Below are 21,694 nucleotides of genomic sequence, written 5' to 3'. Positions count from 1 at the left end.
TTAATTAATTTCTGAAGGTGTTTCATTCGTGTTCTCTACTACTGGAGCACCCGTAAAGCGTTCTTGTAACCATTGGAAAACCACATACAATACTGGTATAATAAATACCCCAACAATGGTTCCTATTAATAACCCTCCAGCGGCACCAGTTCCAATAGAATTGTTTCCTTCTGCACCGACTCCTTTTGCTAAAACTAGAGGTAATAACCCTAAGATAAAGGCGAAAGACGTCATTAAAATAGGACGCAATCTTACTTTTGCACCATCGATGGCCGCATCAACAAGCGACAAGCCTTGTTGTCGTCTTTGAATAGCGAACTCTACAATTAAAATCGCATTCTTAGCTAACAGACCCAACAGCATTATTAAAGCAATTTGAAAATAAATATTATTCTCCAAGCCTGAGAAATAAGTTGTTAAATACGCCCCAGCGACACCAATTGGTAACGATAGAATGACTGCTAATGGTAAAAAATAACTCTCGTATTGTGCCGCTAAAAAGAAATACACGAACAGAATACTAATCATAAAAATAACAGTTGACTGACCAGAAGAGGCAATCTCCTCTCTTGTAATTCCTGAATATTCTACTTTATAACCTTCTGGCAGACTTTCTTTTGCCAGCGAATTAATTTTAGCAATCGCATCTCCCGAACTATACCCTGGCGCTGTAGAACCGTTTACCGTAACAGCGTTAAACAAGTTAAAACGGTTTACAGTTTGCGGCCCATAAGTTCTGTTTAAGGTTACAAATTGCGAAATTGGAGTCATCTCACCACTGGGTGTTTTTACAAACATACTGTTTAAGCTCTCTTCGTCTGTTCTATCTTCCGGTAGCGTTTGTACAAACACGCGGAACTGTTTACCAAAGCGACTAAAATCGGCCACATAATTACCACCAATATACCCTTGCAATGCAGATAAAATTGAACTGGTTGCGATACCGGCTTCTTCGGCACGCTCGATATTTATATCTAACTCTAATTGCGGAAAATTAGTACTGAATGAATTCGATGCGAAACCAATTTCGGGTTGTTGATTTAGCAGACCTACAAATTCGGTTGCTGTCGCATCTAGTTCTGTTAACGGGTTGGCTGCACGATCTAATAATCGCATTTCAAAACCATCAGCACTACCAAAACCTGGGACACTTGGAGGTGTGAAAAACAAAATTTTAGCATCCGGAATCATCGCTGACTTCCCAAATAATTGTCCGATAATAGCGTCTACAGATTCGTCTTCCGTCGTCCGGTCTTCCCACCCTTCAAGAATTATAAAGCCCATTGCATTCGAGCTTCCTTCACCAGAGAAGAAGTTTCGACCACTAATAAACGAAGCGCCTTTAATTCCTTTTATGTTCTTAATGCTTTCGTATAGTTTTTCCGTTACTTCAAAGGAGCGATCTAACGACGACCCTGGAGGCAATTCCGCATTCATAAAAATAACACCACGGTCTTCTGTGGGTACAAATCCTGTACGGATATTATTATTCATCCAGAAAATACCGAAAACACTAATTCCTAATATTACTACTGTAATCCACTTATGCTTTAATAAAAAACCTAATGAAGCTACGTATTTATTGGTTGTCGCATTAAATCCTGCATTAAAAGCATCGTAAAAGCGTTGTAAAACACTTTTCTTTTTATTAGGACTGTCTTTACGTGGTTTTAAGAAAATAGCACACAAAGCAGGTGTTAAGGTTAATGCATTTAATGCTGAAATAAATATAGCAATAATTAAAGTCACCCCAAATTGTTCATAAAACACTCCTGAGGGGCCCTTAATGAAGGTAATCGGAACAAATACCGCCATCATTACTAAAGTAATCGATACGATCGCGCCGCTAATTTCGCTCATCGCCGAAATAGACGCTTTTTTAGCATCTGTATAGCCGCCTTCCAATTTAGCGTGAACAGCCTCGACGACCACAATGGCATCATCGACTACAATACCAATGGCGAGAATTAAAGCGAACAGCGTTAATAGGTTTATAGAATACCCAAAAACATTTAAGAAAAAGAAGGTTCCTATAATTGAAACAGGAACTGCAATCGCTGGTATTAAAGTAGATTTAAAATCTTGTAAAAAGATAAACACTACAAGAAACACCAATAAAAAGGCTTCGATTAAAGTGGTTTTTACTTTTCCGATAGATGCCGTTAAGAATTTATTGGTATCGTAATTAACTAAGTAATCGATTCCTTCCGGGAAATCTTCTTTTAATTCATCTAACTTCTCATAAATATCTTCAATAATATCTTGTGCATTAGACCCTGGCGTTTGAAACACACCAAAGTTTAGTGCTGGAAACCCTTTAGAACGGGATAACGAAGAATAAGAAAACGCGTCAAGCTCTACCTTAGCAACGTCTTTAACTCTTAAATACTGACCGTTACCTAAAGCTTTTACAACGACATTACCATATTCCTTGGCGGTTTTATAACGGCCTTTATATTTTATAACATACTCGAAAGATTTCCCTGCATTCTGACCTAGAGATCCAGCGGCCGCTTCTAAACTTTGCTCATTAATAGCTTGTGTAACCTCTTTGGGCTCTAACTTATAAGCCGCCATTTTTGCTGGATCCAACCAAATACGCATCGCGTAATTTTTAGCTCCAAAAACATTTACCGCTCCCACACCGTTAATACGTTGTAGTTCTGGGATGACATTAATATTTAAATAATTCTGAATATAGGTATCGTCGTATTCGGGGTTTTCAGAATATAAAGCCGCATATAATAATGCTGAATTTTGTTGTTTAGCTGTAATAACTCCTGCACGTGTTACCTCAGATGGTAATAAGGCATTAGCACGAGACACTCTGTTCTGAACGTTTACCGCTGCAATATCTGCATCGTAACCTTGCTCAAAAAACACTTGAATAGAGGCAGACCCCGAGTTACTCGCTGTAGAGGTTATGTATGTCATGCCCTCCACACCATTAATTTGTTCCTCGATAGGCACAATAACACTTTCTAGTATCGTTTCTGCGTTCGCCCCTGGGTAAGACGCATTTACTTGTACCGTTGGCGGTGCAATATCAGGATATTGAGTTACTGGTAATTGGGTTAATCCTAAGACTCCCAAAATAACTATGACGATGGATATGACCGTGGATAATACCGGTCTTTCTATAAATTTCTTAAACATACTTTTACGATTTAAAAACGGTATTAAATGAATTTATAATACTATCCATTGCCATTGGTATAGGTTTTATTTTACTTCCAGGGCCTACTTTATTAATTCCTTTTGCTAATATAGTTTCACCTTCTTCTATACCGCTGTCGATAATATATAATCGGTTGGTTGTTGCTTTTACCGAAATAGTCTTAACTATTAAAGAATCGCCTTGAACACGATAAACGTAGTACTTTCCTTGTTTTTCAAATGTCGATTCTGCTGGAACTACTATAGCATTTTTAAACGTTTTGGGCACTAAAACGGTTCCGCTACTTCCATTTCTAAGTAAACCTGCTTTATTTGAAAACTTAGCTCTAAACGTTATCGTTCCGGTTTGTTGGTTGACATCTCCTCTAATGGTTTCTATCGTTCCTTCTTGTTCGTAAAACGCATCATTTGCTAATTTTAATTTCACTTTCGGGAATTTTGCAATTTTATCTTGATACGATTCCCCTTCGGCTGCAGCCATAAACTCTATAAATTGTTTTTCGTTCATTGAGAAATACGCGATCACATTTTCAATAGAAGAGACATTAGTTATAGGCATAGGGTCTTGAGCACTTACTAAAGCGCCCTTTCTGAAATTTATAGAACCGACAACACCGTCTACCGGACTTTTTACATTGGCATAATTAATATTGGCAGTAACACCGTTATAACTACTTTTTGCTTGTGCTAATCGCGCTTTTGCCGTTTCCAGTTGTACGTTACTAATAATGTTTTTTTCTACTAACGGTCTTAGTTTATCCACCTCAACTTGTGCCGCATTTACATTCGCTTTTGAAGCTTCGGCATCCTGGCTTAAAGAAGCCGTTTCTAATTTGAATAATAACTGACCTTGTTTTACAATTTCACCTTCTTCTACCAATACATTTTTTATGTATCCCGAAATTTTTGGTCTAACATCACTATTTATTTCCCCCTCAATTCGAGTTGGGAAACTATTGTAAGATGTTATCGTTTTATGCCCTACTGTAAACACCGGGAATGGTAATACTTGCGGTGCCTTTTGTTGTGGTTCGTTTTTGCCACAGCTTGATAAAATAAGCACTAAACTTAGCACGACTAGATTTTGTATTGAATTAATTTTCATTGTCTTGGCGTTTATATTTCAGATTTATTATTGTCTATTTTTATTTTTAATTGTCTCATCGAGGCTGATGCTTCGTCTATAAATTGGATATAATCATTATGAAAACTTAAGTCGAAAGTTTCTGCCGGAGTAATTTGCTCTAAAGCATTTATAGATTCCTTGTAACTTTTTACTTCTACGTGTAATTGTTTTTCTTCACCCCAAGTAGAGAGCATATCATCAATCTTTTGTAAAATCTTGTCTGGATTAATTACAAAGTACTTTTTACGATCTCCCACTTTAGTAAAGTACTGTATTTTGCTTAAATCTTGTAGATGATGTAAATGTGTAGAGATAGTACTTTTACTTGCACATAAACGTAAAACGAGATCTTCGAAGGTAGCACCCACTTTTCCTGTAAGAATGATATAAGCTAAAATTCTGGCAGCCACAGGAGCGAGATGCTCTGTGTTTTCCATATGAACCCCCAACTTCTCGACGAGTTCACTTTTCTTGTCACAAATAGGGTTGGTCATTTACGTCTTTAATTTTTTAATAAGAACGCAAAAATACAACACGTTCGGTTTACCCCGAACTAAGCGAAGTTAAAAAAATGTTAAATAAAAAAACCGATATTGCTATCGGTTTTAAGTCTATAATAAAGCTATGAGTACGGTTTATAAAGCACTTTTAAATTGCTCTAAGAAGCGCACATCGTTTTCACTTAATAATCTAATATCGCTAATTTGGTGCAACAGCATCGCAATACGATCTATTCCAACTCCAAAAGCAAACCCTGAATATTCTTCTGGATCGATGTTACAGTTTTTTAAAACATTAGGATCTACCATACCACAACCTCCAATTTCTAACCACCCTGTACCTTTTGTAATCTTATGATCGGTTTCTGTTTCTAGCCCCCAATACACATCGATTTCTGCACTTGGCTCTGTAAATGGAAAGTACGACGGACGGAGTCTAATTTTAGATTTCCCGAACATTTCTGTAGTGAAATACTGAAGCGTTTGTTTTAAATCTGCAAAACTAACATCTTTATCGATATACAAACCTTCTACTTGATGAAAGAAACAGTGAGAACGGGACGAAATCGCCTCGTTTCTGTAGACACGTCCCGGTGAAATAGTACGAATAGGTGGTACGTTATTTTCCATATAACGCACTTGCACAGAACTGGTGTGCGTACGCAATAAAATATCGGGATTGGTTTGAATAAAAAACGTGTCTTGCATATCGCGTGCCGGATGGTATTCTGGCAAGTTTAATGCGGTAAAGTTATGCCAATCGTCTTCTATTTCCGGACCTTCACTAACGTTAAAACCGATATTAGAAAAGATATCGATAATTTGGTTTTTAACTATAGAAATAGGATGTCTTGCTCCAATAGAAACAGGATCGCCTGGTCTTGACAGGTCGCCACTAGAAACAGCTTCTTCTGAATTTGCTAACCCTTCTTTTAAGGTGTTAACTTTATCTTGGGCCGTGTTTTTTAACTGATTTATGGCTTGACCAAATTCTTTTTTCTGATCGTTTGCCACATTTTTAAACTCGGCAAAATACGTATTAAGGAGTCCTTTTTTGCCTAAAAATTTTATTCTAAAAGCCTCTACTTCTTCTTGAGACTGTGTTGTAAAAGCATCTGCTTCTGCTATAAGTTCTTTTATCTTATCTATCATAATATCTTGTGATTACCGGTCACTTAGTAATTAAAATGGCTGCAAATTTACTGATTTATTGTGGTTTTTGCGTTAAGGATAGCAGCGATATCCTTTTTGCTTTTTCGCAAAAAGATTTAGCGAATAGCCTGACCCTTTGGGTAACGCCCTAATTGCTAATTTATAAAGTCGTTTTCTACAAAGTAATTTACCAATGCTTCTTTCATTAAAACGCTTTGTTCTCCAGCTTTTAAATGTGGTAATTCTTCTTCTATTGTGTAATGTGGCCAGCCTTCATCGTCGACATAATCGAGTTTGTAATAGCCGTATGGGCTTAGTAATTTACAAATTGCTATGTGCATTAAATCGAGTTTATGGTCTTTTTTAAAGCTGCGATGTAACTGCCCTAATTCTTGTACGCCAACCAGGTAAATTATGGCGTCTAACTCTAACGGATCTCCGTCTGCAAACTGGTTGGATAGCTTTAATACCAGCAATTCCCAGCGTTCTTTTAATTCTGTGTCTCTTGACATATAGTGATTCCTATGTTTAGGAAATTTCTTTAATTATTTATATTCCTTTTACATTCTGGCAACAAAAAACAGTGGTTTTAAGTGCTAAAATGGGTTTCTACAACCTTAAACACAAAGGTATTTGGTTGCAGTGGCAAAGTTAATTTATATTTGTTAAAATTCTGGTGTATTATGAGTGTTATTGATATTGTATTGGCGGCCTTATTACTGTTTGGTTTGGTGCGTGGTTTTATGAAAGGATTATTTGTAGAGATTGCCTCACTGGTTGCTTTGGTCGCTGGGGTTTATGGGGCAATTCATTTTAGTCATTTCGCCGGTTCTTTTTTAGAAAACAAAACAGAATGGGACGAGCAAACCATTAATGTAACCGCATTCGCTATTACTTTTGTGGTGATTATTGTGGTGATTTCTATTGCAGGAAAAGCGTTAACCAAACTCGCCAATTTTGCTGCTTTAGGAATTTTAAACCGCTTACTAGGTGCTGTCTTCGGCGTTTTAAAAATTGGATTGATTCTAAGCATTTTACTTATTGTTTTTAATACAATGAATAATTCTTTGCCCTTTTTATCTGAAGAAGAGCTAGAAGACGCATTACTCTACGAGCCTGTAAAAAGTTTGGCGCCCTTAGTTTTACCGCGTATTATTAAAACTGAAGCCGATGACTTATTTGACGATGAAACAACACCCGAAGAAACACCAGAAACGGAAGTGGAGACCACTTCCTAACTGTCTTTTGGGTTTTACAATGATCGTTCGTGCTTGTTAAACTCAGTCACCCCAAAACTCATTAATTTAAAATAAGTTTGTAGTCGATATCGTCTACAGATAAAAAACCATTGCTTTTTTTATAAAGCATTAGCGCTTTTAACTCTTGTATTTCTTGACGGTTAAACATTAGCACTAAATTCTCTTGCACCGACGGTATAGGTATTTTTCTCTTAATATCTACTTGGGCGTACTTGGTTTCCCAGTACTCACTGTCGACTTCCAATACAAAATGCTGAAATTGCTGAAATTGATCGTTGTCAAACTCAAAATACAAGTTGTTAAATTCTAAATGATACACATCGCAGTTATGGCAAACAGAAAGGTTTCCGCTTTTTCCTTTGGATAATATTTTTAGACTATGGCACATAATACTTGTTTTTAATGTTAATAGCAATCCATTTTTAATTGCTTTTTTTCTTGATAGTAACGCAATGGTTTTTGGTTCTGCGTTTCGCAAATAGCGTTTAAGGTTTCCAATACTCCTTTTTGCATTGCTAGCGATCCGCACAGCATTATAACTCCATTATTTTGAAGTGTTTCTGCTACAAACACCGCGTCATTTTGTAATAAATTTTGAACATACTTCGTGTTTCCAACCCTTGAAAACGCGAGGTGTATTTGGTGTAATTGTTTATTTTTAAGGACAACATCTAAATCGTCTTTATACACGATTAAAGATTCTTGTTCGCGCAACCCGTAATACAAATGGGTGTCGATTTTAGACGTATTTTCGTGCAGCATTCCCACAAAAGGAGCGATCCCCGTTCCGTTTGCAATTAGAAGCACGCGTGTCGCTTTTTCAGGAAAATGAAAGGCCGCGTTATTTATAACTCGTGCTTTAAACACGGTATTTTGCTGAAGTGAGTTGAGATAATTAGAACCAAAACCATTAGCATAATGTTTTACGCTTAGTTGTATATTTCCAGCTACTTTACCGATAGAATATAAACGTTCGCGGTAATCGTTTTCTGGATATACGGCCAATAAATCGCCCGAATTAAATCGCAGATTTTTTGCTGGTTTTAAGGTTACAATAAACGTGTTATCTGGGTTTGTCTTCACTTCTGTTTTACGCACAACTTGCAATGCTTTAGTACGTTTTGGTGGTGCTACTAATTTTTTCTGCGGAATGTGTAATGCTAAACCTGATGCTGTGTTAAAAGAAGAAACCCATTGGTTGAAAGCTTCTAGCGAGCGGTCGTTAATTTTAAACGGCGGCAAAAACTGATGTGCGTGCTGCGCTGTAAACCCACGATCGACATCTAGTGCAAACTGGCAAAAGTCGGGGTAGGCATACGACCCAAAACCCACAACCGAGAAAGACAGAGGTTGTAACTGCTCGGTATTTTTTAATTGCTGTAAAAAGGTATTGGCATTGGTTGGCGGCTCGCCTTCGCCATACGTGGCCGTAAACACAATAATATGTTTTGCTTTTTTAAACGTTTGGTACTTATTAGGTTCTGTGATATAAGCGGTTTTCCCTGCTTTTAATAATTGTTTATAAAACGCATTGGCAAATGGAATAGTGCTCCCATTTTCTGAACCCACCAAAACAATATATTCGCATTTATGTTTTTTAAGCTTGTTTCTCAGTTTCGCTTTTTGGCGCTTTAGCGTCATTGCAAAACCAGAATAGATAAAGAACAGTATGTTTATACTCGCAAACGCTAAAACTAAAGACCAAATAATGCTACCTTTTCCTGTGTGTAAGTTTAAGCTTAACGTTGACAATAGCGTGACTAGCGGATAATTAATTTCTCTTAATACTTCGCCCGTAAATTGGTTCACTACAATTTCCTTGTCCTTTAAATAAATCGTATAAAAATCTTCGACATCTCTAGAAAAAGGGAATTCGACTGATTTTACATCGGTAAGTTTAATGCTTTTAAAAACAGTAAACGCTGCGATATCTTGTTTAGGGCGCTCTGTAATTGCTTCGTAATTTATAGACTGCGAAACGTTACTTTCTGGTAACAGGTTAAATTTTAAAAGCGATAAATAAACACCTGTAGCGGTAATTATTATAATTGGAATTAAAGATAATCGGCCTAAAACGACGTGCCAATATTGCGCGAAATTATCGTTGACAATTTTTCCGAAGATCTTTTTAAAACTGCGCTGACGTTTAAGTATTAAGATAGCACCCGAAACAGCTATTAAAAGGAGTAAAAACGAACACAACCCCACAAAAAAACGGCCAACACCTTTTAAAAACAACGATCTGTGCAAAGTGGTTGCAAATTGAAACACCTTAGACGATTCAATTTTTTCACCGAGAAATTCAGCAGTAATAGGATTAAAATAACCCCTTAAATTTTTGTCATTTTCAGTAATAACGGACGCCGAAACAAAATCGTTGGTATCAATCTCTAGGGTGGTCACTTCGGGGTACGCTTTATTAAATACCGATAGTGTTTCGGCCAAAGAAACCGTGTCAAACCCATCGCTTTTATACGGCTGTATTTGCTCTGAAATGGGCTGAAATGCTAAAACAATTCCGGTAACGGAAGCTAGAAAAATAAAAACAAAAGAAGATACAGCTAGCGCAAGGTGGCTGTATCTCCAAATTGAAATAGTCATATTAAATACCGTTTAATTAGGCATTATACGCACGTAACGTATAAAACCGGTGCCTTTTTGTTTACTTTTTACGGTTTCTGAAGTTAATGGAAACGCGACATCTTTAGTGTAATATTCTTGATCTTCAACAGCTGTTTCAAAACGCACACTGTAACCCGCATCAATTTTAGAATCGTCAATAGCGATAATGCTAATATTGCGGTCACCACCAGCTATTGTCGCTCCGGTTATCGCATCAATATTACCCCGTTTTTTTCCGTAGAATTTCCACCACTCAGAAATATCGTGGTACCACTCGTCATCGTCACCTTGAACGAAAAGTGTTTCCTCATAATCACCTTTAGGATTAATTAAAGACACCACGACGTACGCCGATTCGCCGGTGTAATTCGTCATTTGAATCATACATTTATACGTCGTACTTTCCGAGGGGAGTGTAAAAGATAATAGTCCGAATAGAACCACTCCTACTACCAATAATTGTTTATAAGTCTTCATTATATATCCTATTTTAAAAATTCGATCGCGATATTATTCGCTTTTAAGATTTCGTTTTCTGAGGCTAAATCGTATGCTGTTTCTTCAAAATCGGTTACCGTCTCCTTTTCTGCACCGATAGAGACTAAATATTTAAGAATTTCGGTATCTTTAGCTAACATTGCTGCTTTATGTAACGGCGTTAAACCCTCATTATTTTCAGCATTAACATCGGTATTAAGTCCTGCTGCAAATGTAATAAGTTCTAAATTATTAGAATCTAATGCTAAATGAAATACGGTATTCCCATTTTTTTGAGCCTTTGCAACCTCTAAGCCTTTTGCAGATAAAGCATTAAGTTTACGTTTAAAAGTCTCTTTTCTGGCTGCTGAAAACGACTTCATTAAATAGGGCGTTAACGTGTTGCCGTTAGCATCGGTTACCATAACATCTGCGTTATTAGCGATTAAGAAATTGACCACTTCTGGCGTATTTTGAGCTACCGCTAAGGTTAATGCAGATTCTCCTTTTTTATTTTTATGATTAATGGCGTTTACGTGTTTAAAAAGCAACTGAATAACATCTAAGTCATTCCGTTGTACAGCATTAAAAAAAGCGGTATTACCAGATTTATCTTCTTGATTTACATCTACTCCTTTATCAATAAAATAAGTAAGAGTTGCACTCTCTTTTGTTCTAGAAGCTAAAGCGTGTAAAGGTGTTTCTCCAGTGTCTGTCGTTACATTAGGATGTAACCCTACGCTTTCTAAATAATTAAAAACCTCTACACCGTTTGTTGTAGAGCGCGTGCCTTGACTTGCTGTAATAAAAGCATTATCGTTACCTGTAATACCTCTGGCTACTAATTGCTTCAACAGCTCTATGTTTCCGCTTTTAGCTACATAGTTAAAGAGACCGTTACCTTTAGCATCGACACTATTAATAGGTAATCCTTTTTTTGTGAAGTACTCTATTAAAGTAAAATCTTTAGCAGAAGGCGCTACTAATAACAAGGCATTTGCACCGTAAGGCGTTAGGTCTTTTTTAAGATTGGCACCGTTTGCCAAACATAAATCGTACACTTTTGTGTTGGTTTGACCAGATCCGGCTGCAAAATTAAGGATTGTACTTCCTTTATCGTCCAAGATATCTGTTTTTGCTCCTTTACTTAAAAGGTGTTTCATTAGCTTGACGTTTCCTTTATAAGCCGCCCAGAAAATATAAGTTCTTCCGTCGTGCGTTAATTTGTTTACCTTATTTCCGTCTAAAGCGACACTATGTTTTATAGTTTTTAAAGGCGCGTCTTGCAAAATAGCGTAAACAACACCATTAAACGACCGTCCATTGAATTCTGAAATATCGTTTCCTGCTTTAACTTTAGCGTCAACCATTTCGATTGTTGGATTTGTCTTCCAAAAATCTTGGCTTAAAAAAGCGTTTTCTTGTGCTTGCGCTGCACACCCTAAAATTAGGGTTAAGGCAACAGCTAATTGTTTTAAATTTTTCATCGTACTATTTTACAAATGATTCTATAACTGGATTAATTTGCTCGGCAGTTTTATAATTCTCTTCATCAAACAAATATTTAAATAATACTTTATTATCAACTTTTTCTTCAAGCGACAGATTAGTATTTCTTTCGAAAACAGTATCCCATTTCGCCCGTACTACGGCCCACTTCTCCGCATTTTCTTTCCAATACTCTTGTGCTGCAATGCATTTACTATCGGCTACTTTTACGTATGCATTGTGTCCTTTTTCCTGCGCTATAACCACATCTTCTTTTCCAGTTTCGCGTAAGACCTTATTATTATCTTGATCGTGAACCCAACCGGCATCTGTAATTTCGTGTCTGTTTGTTCTTACCGTTACATTGTAGTCGCTACGTTTTGTGTATTCTCGTCTTGGTAACGGAGCTGCCGTTGTGTTTTCCCAATAGCTTTTCCCATCAACGTGTATCCAAGAGGCTGAGCCCTCATAACGCGGACTATCATCCACTTGAAACACTTTTTGCGTCCATTGTCCTTTAACATCCTTTTTTGGAAGTGTTACAAAGTCCCATTTATTATCGTGGTTGTATGTGTATAACTCTGTGTTTTGAAACCCCCAATCTTGTCGCCAATGTTTTACGATATAAGGCCCTTGCTTCGTCTCTACAATTAACAAATGTTGTAATACAATCTCATCTTTTTCATCTTTAACTAACGCTACCCATTCCAAACCTCTATCGTGTTTTACTTTGGAAGGCACATAGGTAGAATCTTCAACATACTCAAAAGTTTCGGCAAAATTAAAAGACACGTCGTAGCATCCGCACATATCCTTTATGGCTTTTTGATCTTGTTTTTTCTTGTTCTGAGCATTTACATTAGTAATAAATGCGATTGCAAGTAGTGTGAAAATTGTTAACTGTTTCATTTAAATGGTCTTGAATTATGTGTTTAAAAAAAAGTTGAAATTCCTTATTCTTATTTAGAATGAATTAAAATAAGGTTCTATATTTGCAGCAAATATAAAGTAGAATGAGTCTAAATAAAAATTATCTGGTGCTTTTTTTGGCACTTCTTTTAAGCGGCATTTCTTTTTCTCAGGAGGCTGATAAGGATTCCACAGAGGTTGAAGCACTTAAGGAAGTTGTAATCACCGGACAGTACAATCCGCAGTCCATAAAAAAGTCTGTACACAATGTTACCGTAATAAGCAGAGCGCAAATAGAGAATCAAGCCGCAAATAATTTAGCCGATTTATTAAACTTTAATTTAAATTTAACAGTAGTCCCTAATAGTCAAACCGGAAAATCTACGGTGTCTTTCTTCGGATTAGACTCTCAATATTTTAATATCTTAGTAGATAATATTCCTTTAGTTAGCGACAATGGCCTGGGAAACAACATCGATTTAACCCAAATTAATCTTGACGATATTGAGCGTATCGAAATTGCGGAAGGTGCAATGGGTGTGGAATACGGTGCCAATGCTGTTTCTGGAGTAATAAATATTATCACCAAAAAATCTATTGCCACAGAATGGGACATTAACATCTCTGTTCAAGAAGAAACCATAAGCGATGAATACGAGTGGTTTGATCAAGGCAGGCATATTCAATCGGTAAGTGTGGCGCATAATATTAACGAAAGACTAATGGCTCGTGTGGGTTTTAACCGCAACCAATTTGCAGGTTTCTTTAATAACAAACAAGGCCAAGATTATTATAAAAACGATGGATTACGCGGTTACGATTGGCAACCGAAAACACAAATTAACACCAACTGTTTATTACATTATGATTCTGAAAACTTTACTATTACCTATAAATTTGAATACTTTAATGAAATTCTTAGTTTCTACGATGCTTCAGTAAGATCAAATATAGATGTCGATGCCCAAACGCGTAATCCTTCAGCAACAGACAGAATATTTACGACCAACAGGTTTATAAATAATTTAAATCTAAACGGGAAACTTGATGGTGGAGCAAACTATAGCGCTGCCTTCTCATATCAAACACAAAAACGCGATTTAAACGAATTTAATTATTTTATTCTTTCTGGAAACCAATCCAACGAAACCGACAACACCTACCAATCTAGTGAGGTGTTTTTCACAAAAGGACGTATAAATAATCTTATACAAAGTGATTTTTATAACTTTGAATTAGGCTACGAAGCACGTTATATAAAGGGCTACGACACGCAAGCCTCGGGAGATATTACGCAGCTTGAAAAAGAAAATTCGCAAAGTAATTACGCCTTATTCGCCTCTACAGAATTAAACCTCACCAACGCGTTTTTAATACGCCCAGGCGCTCGGTATGAATACAACTCGAAATTTAAATCGCAAGTATTAACCTCTTTAAGCGCACGCTATTTGTTAAATAACGGTTTCGAATTACGCGGTAATGTAGGAACCTCTTATAGAACCCCAAACTTTGAAGAGTTGTACTATTATTTCGTGGATTCTAACCACGATGTTCAAGGCAACGAGAACTTAAATCCAGAAAAAGGATTTTCTGCATTTTTAAATCTAAAGAAAAGAAGTTGGTTTACTAATTTCTCATTGATTAACGCCGTAAAATTAACCTATATAGATGTTGACGATAGAATTGATTTAGCGATTGTAAATACAAGCCCTTTGCAATACCAGTATATTAATATCGATGCTTATAAACTATGGAGTCTAAGCTCTCAAAACACGATTAAAAATGGAAATTGGGCATTTAATTTAGGGGCAACATTACAAGGGACTTCTAGAATTGCAAATAACGAGATTAATGCGCAAAACAATTTCTTATACTCCTTTCAAGTAAATACTAGCGGAACGTATGCCATAAAGCAATGGAATACGGCATTAACCGTATTGTTAAAATACAACGGTGAACAGAAAGACTATGTAGCTTCTGGAATGGATACCAATGGGGACTCTGTGTTTTCAAAATCTAAAACAGAAGGCTATAGCTGGCTAGATGCGTCCATAAAAAAATCATTTCTAAACCGTAAAATACAAGCCACTCTTGGTGGCCGAAACCTACTAAATGTTACTAATGTTAATATAAGCACTGCCGCTTCTAGTGGTGCTCACGAAGCATCAAACAGTTCGCTTTTATTAGGTTATGGACGATCTTATTACTTAAAACTATTATATAATTTAAATTTTTAAAACTCAATTACAATGATTAACAAATTTTTTACTCTATTCTTATGTACCTCAGTACTCGCCTTTACAAGCTGTAGTAGCGATGATGATACCATAACAAACTCCGGCCCTATCGCTATAATTGTTGAAGGCGCTTCTTTATCTCCTCAAATTGGTGGACCCAATGAGCAAAACCAAGTATATATTGATTTAAGCACCAATGTCTCTACAAATGTACAACGAGATACTTGGGATTTAGGTTTTTACTCTGGTGACGAATTTAGAGTCACCATTAATGGTTCAATTTATATGGCGACTGCAGCGTTAGCATCTACAGATATCGATGCTATTAATTCGAGTAACGCCGAGGTTGTAGACCTTCAGCCAGGTGTTAAGGTAGGAACATACGATGCTATAAGCGGAACATACATTGATGGCCCAAGTGGTGCTATCGACGCAACAGCTATTAACGAAATTTCTAGTGTGGAAGCTGATAATTCTGTGTATTTAGTAAACTTAGGCAATACAGTAGGCACGACTGCTCCTGCTACCGGAAGTGTTGCTACTAAAGGTGACCACAGAGGATGGAAAAAAATTAGAGTGCTAAAAAGTGGTAACGATTACATTTTACAATACGCAGACTTAGACGCAACAACACATCAAGAAGTAACCATTTCTAAAACCTTAGGGTACAATTTTACACATTTTAGTTTTGATACAAACAGCATTATAAGCGTAGAGCCGGCACAATCAGAATGGGATCTAAACTTTACGGTTTTTACGGATGAAATTACCGGCTACGGTGCTTACGGCTACAGTGATTTTGTAGTAATTAACGCGAAATCTGAGGTTGAAGCTTATAAAATAGATGGTGAAACCGAAGGCTTAACTTACTCAGAATTCACTAAAGCAGATGTGGTAAATGCTAATTTTTCTGAGGACCAACGTGCTATTGGAGGGAATTGGAGAGCTGGAGGTGGTCCAGGGCAGTTACCTGCACTTTATGATACCGTCTTTTTTATACTAAAAGATTTTGACGGCAACGTATACAAAATTAAATTTTTAAGTATGTATAACGATGCTGGAGAACGTGGACACCCACAATTTGTTTATAGTTTATTACAATAGTCTAAATAAACAGAGTTAGGAAAAAGAGCAGTTCGCTGCTCTTTTTTTTAGCATAAAACTAAAACTTAGAATCATTCTAAATAATATAATTATGAAAATACAATTACACACAAATTTACTAATTTTACTATGCTTTAGCCCTTTGGCGATGATGGCACAGACTTTTAATTCACTTCAAACCACATTACCCGCTTTAGCAAACTCTGTAATAGCTATGGGGGACGCCGATAATGATGGCGATTTAGATGCTTACCTATCTGGAGTTAACAATCAAGACATAACCGTTGGTGGACTATATATCTATAATGAAGGGCAATATGAATTAGTAAGCTCTAGTAATTTACCAGCAGTATCGAATGGGTCGGCACGTTGGGCAGATTATAATAACGATAGTTTTTTAGATCTTTTAATTCAAGGTTTTAATACAGAATCTGAAGGTTATACTAAAGTTCATATTAATAATGGAGACAATACATTTACGGCTTTAGAGCAAGATTTGCCTCCTATGTATTTGGGGGAAGTTGCTATGGTAGATATTAATAATGACAATTTAATAGACATCTCTCTAACTGGAATTGAAACAGAAACTTGGACATTCGTTACGAAGTTATTCATCAACAATGGTGATAATTCAGTTACAGAATTGATTAATCCCATCACAATTCCTGGAATGAACTTTGGTAGAATTAAGTGGGCAGATTATAACGACGATAATTTTAACGATTTTGTATTAAGTGGATACAACACCACAGACGGCGAGTTTTTTACACATATTTACACCAATAATTCCGATAATACATTTACCAAATCGAATATAAACCTTCAACAATGTTGGTTAGGCGATACGGAATGGGGAGATTATAACAACGACGGACACATCGATTTAGTTATTTCGGGAGCTGGTGGCACAAGTGGGGCCGAACGATTTACAGAAATCTATAAAAATAATGGAGATAGTACGTTTACCAATATTGATACGAATATCCCAGGTGTTTCCCATAGCTCTATAGAATGGGCAGACTTTAACATGGATGGTAATTTAGACTTATTTATAACCGGGTCTAGCGCGACTCCCGGCGCAGGAAGTTACGTTTACCATATATTTAACAATATGGGTGAAGATAATTTCACGCAAAGCAATACTGCCATACTATCAGCGTCTTATTACGGTGATGCTGCTGTTGGAGATATTAATAACGATGGAAAACCAGATGTTGTTGTTACAGGTTTAAACGAAAACAATAATAAAGCGACCTCGGTGTTTTTAAATACAACAACAGATTCTTTGACTTTTACTGAAACAAGTACAGTGGTAGATAACTTTTTCTACCCTTCTACTGATTGGGGAGATTACGATAACGATGGTAATTTAGATTTAATAATCTCTGGTGCAATAGACACAACAGGAGATTATTCTCCCAATGAAAGCGCGGTACGATTATACAAAAACAATAATGGTGTTTTAAGCGAAATAAGCACTCCTACAATTACCAATGTACATCTTGGGTTTGTAAAATTTATAGATATAGATAATGATGGTGATTTAGATTTACTTGTTTCTGGACAAAACTACTCCGATTTAACCTCTTATTTTTTTACAGTATATGAAAACGTTAACAATACATTTGTTACAAAACAACAACTAGAAGGCGTTATTTTAGGCTCTATAGATTTTGGTGATTACGATAACGATGGCGATTTAGACCTTTTAGTAACTGGAGGATATCAAGCGTCTACTGGCGCATCTTCTTTAACCCGAATTTACACTAATACAGATGGTACGTTTGCAGACGCTAGTGCAGGTTTCATTGGTCTGCAAAATGGAAACGCACAATTTGGAGATTTGGACAACGATGATGATTTGGATATTTTGGTAATGGGGTTAGACGAAAATTATAGTCCGACTTTAAAAACGTATTTTAATACGAACGCCATATTTACAGAACAACAGAATTTACCTGGTCTATATTACGGAAGTTTTGCACTTGGCGATTTTGATAATGATGATGATATAGATTTCTCGGTAATTGGAGATGATATCAACGGTGATTATAAAGCAAAAATTTATAGTAATACAAACGGCACGTTTACCGAATTCACCACTTTGGCAGGAATGGATGTTTCTAGTGGAACAACTCCAATTGCTTGGGGTGATTATGATAATGATGGTGATTTAGATTTAGTCGTTTCAGGCTCTGATGTAAATTACAACGATGTCACAATTTTATATAAAAACGAGAATAATGTATTTACACAAACCGATGAAGGATTAACAAATCTTGGAGGTGGCACAAGTTTATTTTGGGCTGATTACGATAATGATAACGACCTAGATATTTTAATTTCAGGCTTCTTTGACGATGCTAATTATGCCTCTAAAACTGTTTTGCATACGAATACAACGCCAACAGCAAACTTGAAACCAATCGCACCAACAAATTTATCTAGCGTAATTAATCCAAACAACTCGATAACATTTATATGGGATAATGGCACAGACGATCACACTCCAGAAAACGGATTGTATTATTGGTTAACTATAGGTACAACACAGAATGGACAAGAAGTAGCTTCTTATAAAGTGCACGGTAATTCTTGGACACTAAATAATTTAACAGCCTCTAATTATTATTGGTCGGTACAGAGTGTAGACACCTCTTTTATATTGTCTGATAAAGCTGAAGAAGGCACATTAACCACAACAGCTTTTGAAGTGAAAAACCCAAGCTTTAAGATGTTTCCAAATCCTTCCGTAAATAAGCAAGTAAATATTACTTTTGATTTTCTCAAGCACACAAATACATCAATTGCTATCTACGATATTTCAGGGCAAATTGTTTATGAATCTTTTTTAGAGAACACTAATAATATACTTAATTTATCATCGCTTGCAAGTGGAGTTTATGTCATAAAATTAGCATCAAACCAATTTCAAACGATTAAAAAACTAATACTGCGATAATTACTATTTTATAATATAATACTCTTTAAGAAGAAAATAGCCACTCTATTCTGAGTGGCTATTTTTTAATTTAATCCAAATGATAGATTTCTCTAATTTCATCGAGTATCTTTTCGAAATCAATTTTTAGGTCTATTAATTTCCCTGAATGAATATCGAATACCCAACCGTGAACAATTAAATCGCGATCTCTAATCGCTTTTTGTATGGCGGCAGTTTTAATTAAATTAACACATTGCTCTTGTACGTTCAACTCCACTAAACGTTCGTATTTTCTCACTTCATCCTCAATAGCATTCAACTCTTTATTATGCAAACGGTAAACGTCCCGAATACTTCTTAACCACGGATTTAGAATGCCTAAATCGGCAGATTGCATTGCTGCTTTTACCCCCCCACAGCCGTAATGCCCACAAACTACCACGTGCTTCACTTTTAAATGAGAGACTGCATACTCTACTACAGACATCGCATTTAGATCGGTACCCATAAACATGTTAGCAATATTACGATGTACAAAAACATCGCCAGGACCTAAGCCCATAAGTTCTTCTGCCGTTACACGACTATCAGAACATCCTATAAAAAGCAGCTCAGGGTTTTGGCCCGATCCTAACTTATCAAAATAAGCACTATCTTCTTCTAGTTTATTTTTAATCCACTCTTTATTGTTATCAAATACATTTTTTAATTTCATAATCTTATTTTTTTAGTATCGGTCTTTTACATTATCTTTTATCCATTTCATACAGCTTTTAAAATTTTTAAAGATGTGTTCTTCGGAAACAAAATCTGGAATGATATCTATTCGTTCCATCATATAACGTGGTTGCTCTAGTAAATTTACAAAAACGACACGAATTTCTTTCTGTTTTAAATCTTGCAACATTTCTTCTAAAGCATACAATCCCGATTGATCCATATATGGCATACGTCCTAAACGTAATACTACCGTTGTAGCGGTTGCAGGGATTTGTAAATACAATTGTTGAAAATCACTTGTGGAGCCAAAAAATAATGGCCCTTTTAAATGTTTAATAAAAACTTCTTCCTTTAAATGTTCTGGAAATTCTATCTCATCGGCCCAAACTTCTTCTTTTAATGGTTTCACATCTGAACTAGCTGCTGTTAAGTCTCCTATTTTCTTCATAAACATCAGCGATGCTATAATTAAGCCAATCCCTACGGCATAAATTAAATCCCAAAAAGTAGAAAGCAATAAAACAATGAGCATTATTAAGACCTCCGAACTTAATTTTAAGCCTAACAAACTCATATCTTTTGGCAAATATGGAATAGCTTTTAAACCTTTATAATCCATAACACCAATACCCACAGTTATTAAAATACCTGCTAAAACGGCTGCCGGAATTTTAGAGGCTACGGGTCCTAAAGCCAATAAAATAAATAGCAATAAAACACCAGCAATCATACCAGATAATTTTGTTTTACCCCCAGATTTAATGTTTACAACCGTTCTAATTGTCGCACCCGCCCCAGGAATTCCGCCAAAAAATGCCGCCACACTATTACCAATACCTTGCCCTATGAGCTCTTTATTAGGTTTGTGTTTTGTTTTCGTCATATTATCGGCCACAACACTCGTCAACAAAGAATCGATAGCTCCTAATAACGCCAAAGTTAATGCGGTAAAAATATATGGGGTAATGGTTCCTAAACTAAATTCTGTAAAAATGTCTACACGCGGAATTGGGATGCCGCCAGGGATCTCTTCAATAGGTCTATAATCCAAACCAAAACCGAAAGCAATACCCGACATAATCACTAGGGCAACCAAAGTACTCGGCACTTTAGTTGTGATTTTTTTAAATCCGTAGATTATTATAATCGTTCCTAAAGCCAGAATCACCTCTAACCAAAGTATGTTATTTAAAGCTCTTGGTAGCGCCTTAATTGCGCCGATAACTCCAGACGTTTCTTTTGCTGCAAGAGTTTCAGATTCCTTTATAATATCTGCCTCTGTAATAGATTCTGCATTTTTAATGGTCGTACTAAAATCTTCTAAGACTAAAACACCGTTGTTGGCCTCTTCTTTTAATAAATTCTCCAAAATAACCGCTTCGGCTTGCGGTTTAAACTGATTTACAAAATCCAAATCTTCTTTAGGGTAATATCCTAAAGAGGGTAAAATTTGTGTAAGTAAAATAATGACACCAATGGCCGTCATGAATCCAGAGACTACGGGGTAGGGTATGTATCTTATATATTTACCGAGGCCTAAAACACCGAGCCCTACTTGCATTATTCCCGCTAATAGAAACACGGTTAAAATAGCAGGTAAAGCCTTTTCTAGACTCCCATCGTTAGCAGCAATTATTCCTGCAATAATAACCATACTTACCGCAGTCATCGGAGCCGTTGGTCCAGAAATTTGCGTACTAGTACCACCAAATAAAGCGGCAAAGAAACTAATAAATATAGCGCCGTAAAGTCCTGCGCTTGGCCCTAATCCAGAAGATACGCCAAAAGCTAGAGCTAATGGCAAGGCGACTATACCGGCAGTAATACCACCAAAAGCATCTCCCTTTATATTTGAAAATAAATTTTTCATTCGTTTTTAATCCTTAATTTATATGAATTTATAATTAATTACTTCATATACGTTTAGTGACTATCTTATTTATTTGAATCTTTTAAACAAGAGCGACACGTATAGAGTG

The 21,694-nt window shown here is 36.3% G+C and carries 16 protein-coding genes; 4 read left to right on the top strand and 12 right to left on the bottom strand.

The window, feature by feature from the left end; translation table 11 throughout:
• The 5 genes from ES677_RS06910 to ES677_RS06890 form a co-directional block, all read right to left on the bottom strand.
• Entirely contained in the window at positions 1-3,156 is a 3,156-nt protein-coding gene (locus ES677_RS06910; protein WP_148380854.1) for an efflux RND transporter permease subunit, read from the bottom strand.
• 4 nt (positions 3,157-3,160) lie between these two features.
• Positions 3,161-4,282, bottom strand: a complete 1,122-nt coding sequence (locus ES677_RS06905; protein WP_148380853.1) for an efflux RND transporter periplasmic adaptor subunit — start codon at positions 4,280-4,282, stop codon at positions 3,161-3,163.
• 11 nt (positions 4,283-4,293) lie between these two features.
• Positions 4,294-4,797: a GbsR/MarR family transcriptional regulator gene (locus tag ES677_RS06900; RefSeq protein WP_148380852.1), complete on the bottom strand. Its 504-nt coding sequence runs from the start codon at positions 4,795-4,797 to the stop codon at positions 4,294-4,296.
• A 141-nt stretch (positions 4,798-4,938) separates the two neighbouring features.
• Entirely contained in the window at positions 4,939-5,955 is a 1,017-nt protein-coding gene (pheS, locus tag ES677_RS06895; RefSeq protein WP_148380851.1) for a phenylalanine--tRNA ligase subunit alpha, read from the bottom strand.
• 155 nt (positions 5,956-6,110) lie between these two features.
• On the bottom strand, positions 6,111-6,467 hold the full coding sequence (locus tag ES677_RS06890) for a hypothetical protein (RefSeq protein ID WP_148369249.1): 357 nt from the start codon (positions 6,465-6,467) through the stop codon (positions 6,111-6,113).
• A 171-nt stretch (positions 6,468-6,638) separates the two neighbouring features.
• Between ES677_RS06890 and ES677_RS06885 the strand changes: the two genes are divergently transcribed.
• Positions 6,639-7,193 carry a CvpA family protein gene (locus ES677_RS06885; RefSeq protein ID WP_148380850.1) on the top strand — a complete coding sequence of 185 codons (555 nt, stop codon included), beginning with the start codon at positions 6,639-6,641 and terminating at the stop codon, positions 7,191-7,193.
• 61 nt (positions 7,194-7,254) lie between these two features.
• Here the strand turns inward: ES677_RS06885 and ES677_RS06880 are convergent, their stop codons facing one another.
• From ES677_RS06880 to ES677_RS06860, 5 genes are read right to left on the bottom strand one after another with little or no spacing between them, the layout of a single operon-like run.
• Positions 7,255-7,602: a DUF6686 family protein gene (locus ES677_RS06880; protein WP_148369247.1), complete on the bottom strand. Its 348-nt coding sequence runs from the start codon at positions 7,600-7,602 to the stop codon at positions 7,255-7,257.
• A 17-nt stretch (positions 7,603-7,619) separates the two neighbouring features.
• Positions 7,620-9,815, bottom strand: a complete 2,196-nt coding sequence (locus tag ES677_RS06875) for a PepSY domain-containing protein (protein ID WP_148380849.1) — start codon at positions 9,813-9,815, stop codon at positions 7,620-7,622.
• 12 nt (positions 9,816-9,827) lie between these two features.
• Positions 9,828-10,313 carry a DUF2271 domain-containing protein gene (locus tag ES677_RS06870; protein WP_148380848.1) on the bottom strand — a complete coding sequence of 162 codons (486 nt, stop codon included), beginning with the start codon at positions 10,311-10,313 and terminating at the stop codon, positions 9,828-9,830.
• Between the two features lie 8 nt (positions 10,314-10,321).
• Complete coding sequence (locus ES677_RS06865) at positions 10,322-11,800, bottom strand: ankyrin repeat domain-containing protein (protein WP_148380847.1); 1,479 nt, start codon at positions 11,798-11,800, stop codon at positions 10,322-10,324.
• 4 nt (positions 11,801-11,804) lie between these two features.
• The gene (locus tag ES677_RS06860) at positions 11,805-12,710 is read right to left on the bottom strand and encodes a DUF6607 family protein (protein ID WP_148369241.1); all 906 of its coding nucleotides are present in this window, start codon (positions 12,708-12,710) and stop codon (positions 11,805-11,807) included.
• 104 nt (positions 12,711-12,814) lie between these two features.
• Between ES677_RS06860 and ES677_RS06855 the strand changes: the two genes are divergently transcribed.
• The 3 genes from ES677_RS06855 to ES677_RS06845 all read left to right on the top strand — a co-directional run bounded on the left by ES677_RS06855 (position 12,815) and on the right by ES677_RS06845 (position 19,013).
• Positions 12,815-14,947, top strand: coding sequence for a TonB-dependent receptor plug domain-containing protein (locus tag ES677_RS06855; protein ID WP_148380846.1), 2,133 nt, complete (start codon positions 12,815-12,817; stop codon positions 14,945-14,947).
• A gap of 12 nt (positions 14,948-14,959) precedes the next feature.
• A complete protein-coding gene (locus tag ES677_RS06850) occupies positions 14,960-16,051 on the top strand; it encodes an HmuY family protein (RefSeq protein WP_148369237.1) in 1,092 nt (363 codons plus the stop codon).
• A gap of 91 nt (positions 16,052-16,142) precedes the next feature.
• On the top strand, positions 16,143-19,013 hold the full coding sequence (locus ES677_RS06845) for a T9SS type A sorting domain-containing protein (protein ID WP_148380845.1): 2,871 nt from the start codon (positions 16,143-16,145) through the stop codon (positions 19,011-19,013).
• Between the two features lie 70 nt (positions 19,014-19,083).
• Here ES677_RS06845 and ES677_RS06840 read toward each other — a convergent pair whose 3' ends face one another.
• Together ES677_RS06840 and ES677_RS06835 are read right to left on the bottom strand one after the other, a co-directional pair.
• Positions 19,084-19,710 carry a carbonic anhydrase gene (locus ES677_RS06840; protein ID WP_148369234.1) on the bottom strand — a complete coding sequence of 209 codons (627 nt, stop codon included), beginning with the start codon at positions 19,708-19,710 and terminating at the stop codon, positions 19,084-19,086.
• A gap of 12 nt (positions 19,711-19,722) precedes the next feature.
• Positions 19,723-21,585: a SulP family inorganic anion transporter gene (locus tag ES677_RS06835; protein WP_148380844.1), complete on the bottom strand. Its 1,863-nt coding sequence runs from the start codon at positions 21,583-21,585 to the stop codon at positions 19,723-19,725.
• Positions 21,586-21,694: the final 109 nt, after the last annotated feature.

The organism is Bizionia gelidisalsuginis (assembly GCF_008086185.1).
GTDB lineage: Bacteria > Bacteroidota > Bacteroidia > Flavobacteriales > Flavobacteriaceae > Bizionia > Bizionia saleffrena.
This window is presented reverse-complemented; position numbering and strand designations above follow the sequence as displayed.

Bases quoted from the DNA above. Each gene is read 5' to 3' on its own strand.
- ES677_RS06910 (WP_148380854.1), bottom strand. From the start codon at position 3,156: ATGTTTAAGAAATTTATAGAAAGACCGGTATTATCCACGGTCATATCC.
- ES677_RS06905 (WP_148380853.1), bottom strand. From the start codon at position 4,282: ATGAAAATTAATTCAATACAAAATCTAGTCGTGCTAAGTTTAGTGCTT.
- ES677_RS06900 (WP_148380852.1), bottom strand. From the start codon at position 4,797: ATGACCAACCCTATTTGTGACAAGAAAAGTGAACTCGTCGAGAAGTTG.
- pheS (WP_148380851.1), bottom strand. From the start codon at position 5,955: ATGATAGATAAGATAAAAGAACTTATAGCAGAAGCAGATGCTTTTACA.
- ES677_RS06890 (WP_148369249.1), bottom strand. From the start codon at position 6,467: ATGTCAAGAGACACAGAATTAAAAGAACGCTGGGAATTGCTGGTATTA.
- ES677_RS06885 (WP_148380850.1), top strand. From the start codon at position 6,639: ATGAGTGTTATTGATATTGTATTGGCGGCCTTATTACTGTTTGGTTTG.
- ES677_RS06880 (WP_148369247.1), bottom strand. From the start codon at position 7,602: ATGTGCCATAGTCTAAAAATATTATCCAAAGGAAAAAGCGGAAACCTT.
- ES677_RS06875 (WP_148380849.1), bottom strand. From the start codon at position 9,815: ATGACTATTTCAATTTGGAGATACAGCCACCTTGCGCTAGCTGTATCT.
- ES677_RS06870 (WP_148380848.1), bottom strand. From the start codon at position 10,313: ATGAAGACTTATAAACAATTATTGGTAGTAGGAGTGGTTCTATTCGGA.
- ES677_RS06865 (WP_148380847.1), bottom strand. From the start codon at position 11,800: ATGAAAAATTTAAAACAATTAGCTGTTGCCTTAACCCTAATTTTAGGG.
- ES677_RS06860 (WP_148369241.1), bottom strand. From the start codon at position 12,710: ATGAAACAGTTAACAATTTTCACACTACTTGCAATCGCATTTATTACT.
- ES677_RS06855 (WP_148380846.1), top strand. From the start codon at position 12,815: ATGAGTCTAAATAAAAATTATCTGGTGCTTTTTTTGGCACTTCTTTTA.
- ES677_RS06850 (WP_148369237.1), top strand. From the start codon at position 14,960: ATGATTAACAAATTTTTTACTCTATTCTTATGTACCTCAGTACTCGCC.
- ES677_RS06845 (WP_148380845.1), top strand. From the start codon at position 16,143: ATGAAAATACAATTACACACAAATTTACTAATTTTACTATGCTTTAGC.
- ES677_RS06840 (WP_148369234.1), bottom strand. From the start codon at position 19,710: ATGAAATTAAAAAATGTATTTGATAACAATAAAGAGTGGATTAAAAAT.
- ES677_RS06835 (WP_148380844.1), bottom strand. From the start codon at position 21,585: ATGAAAAATTTATTTTCAAATATAAAGGGAGATGCTTTTGGTGGTATT.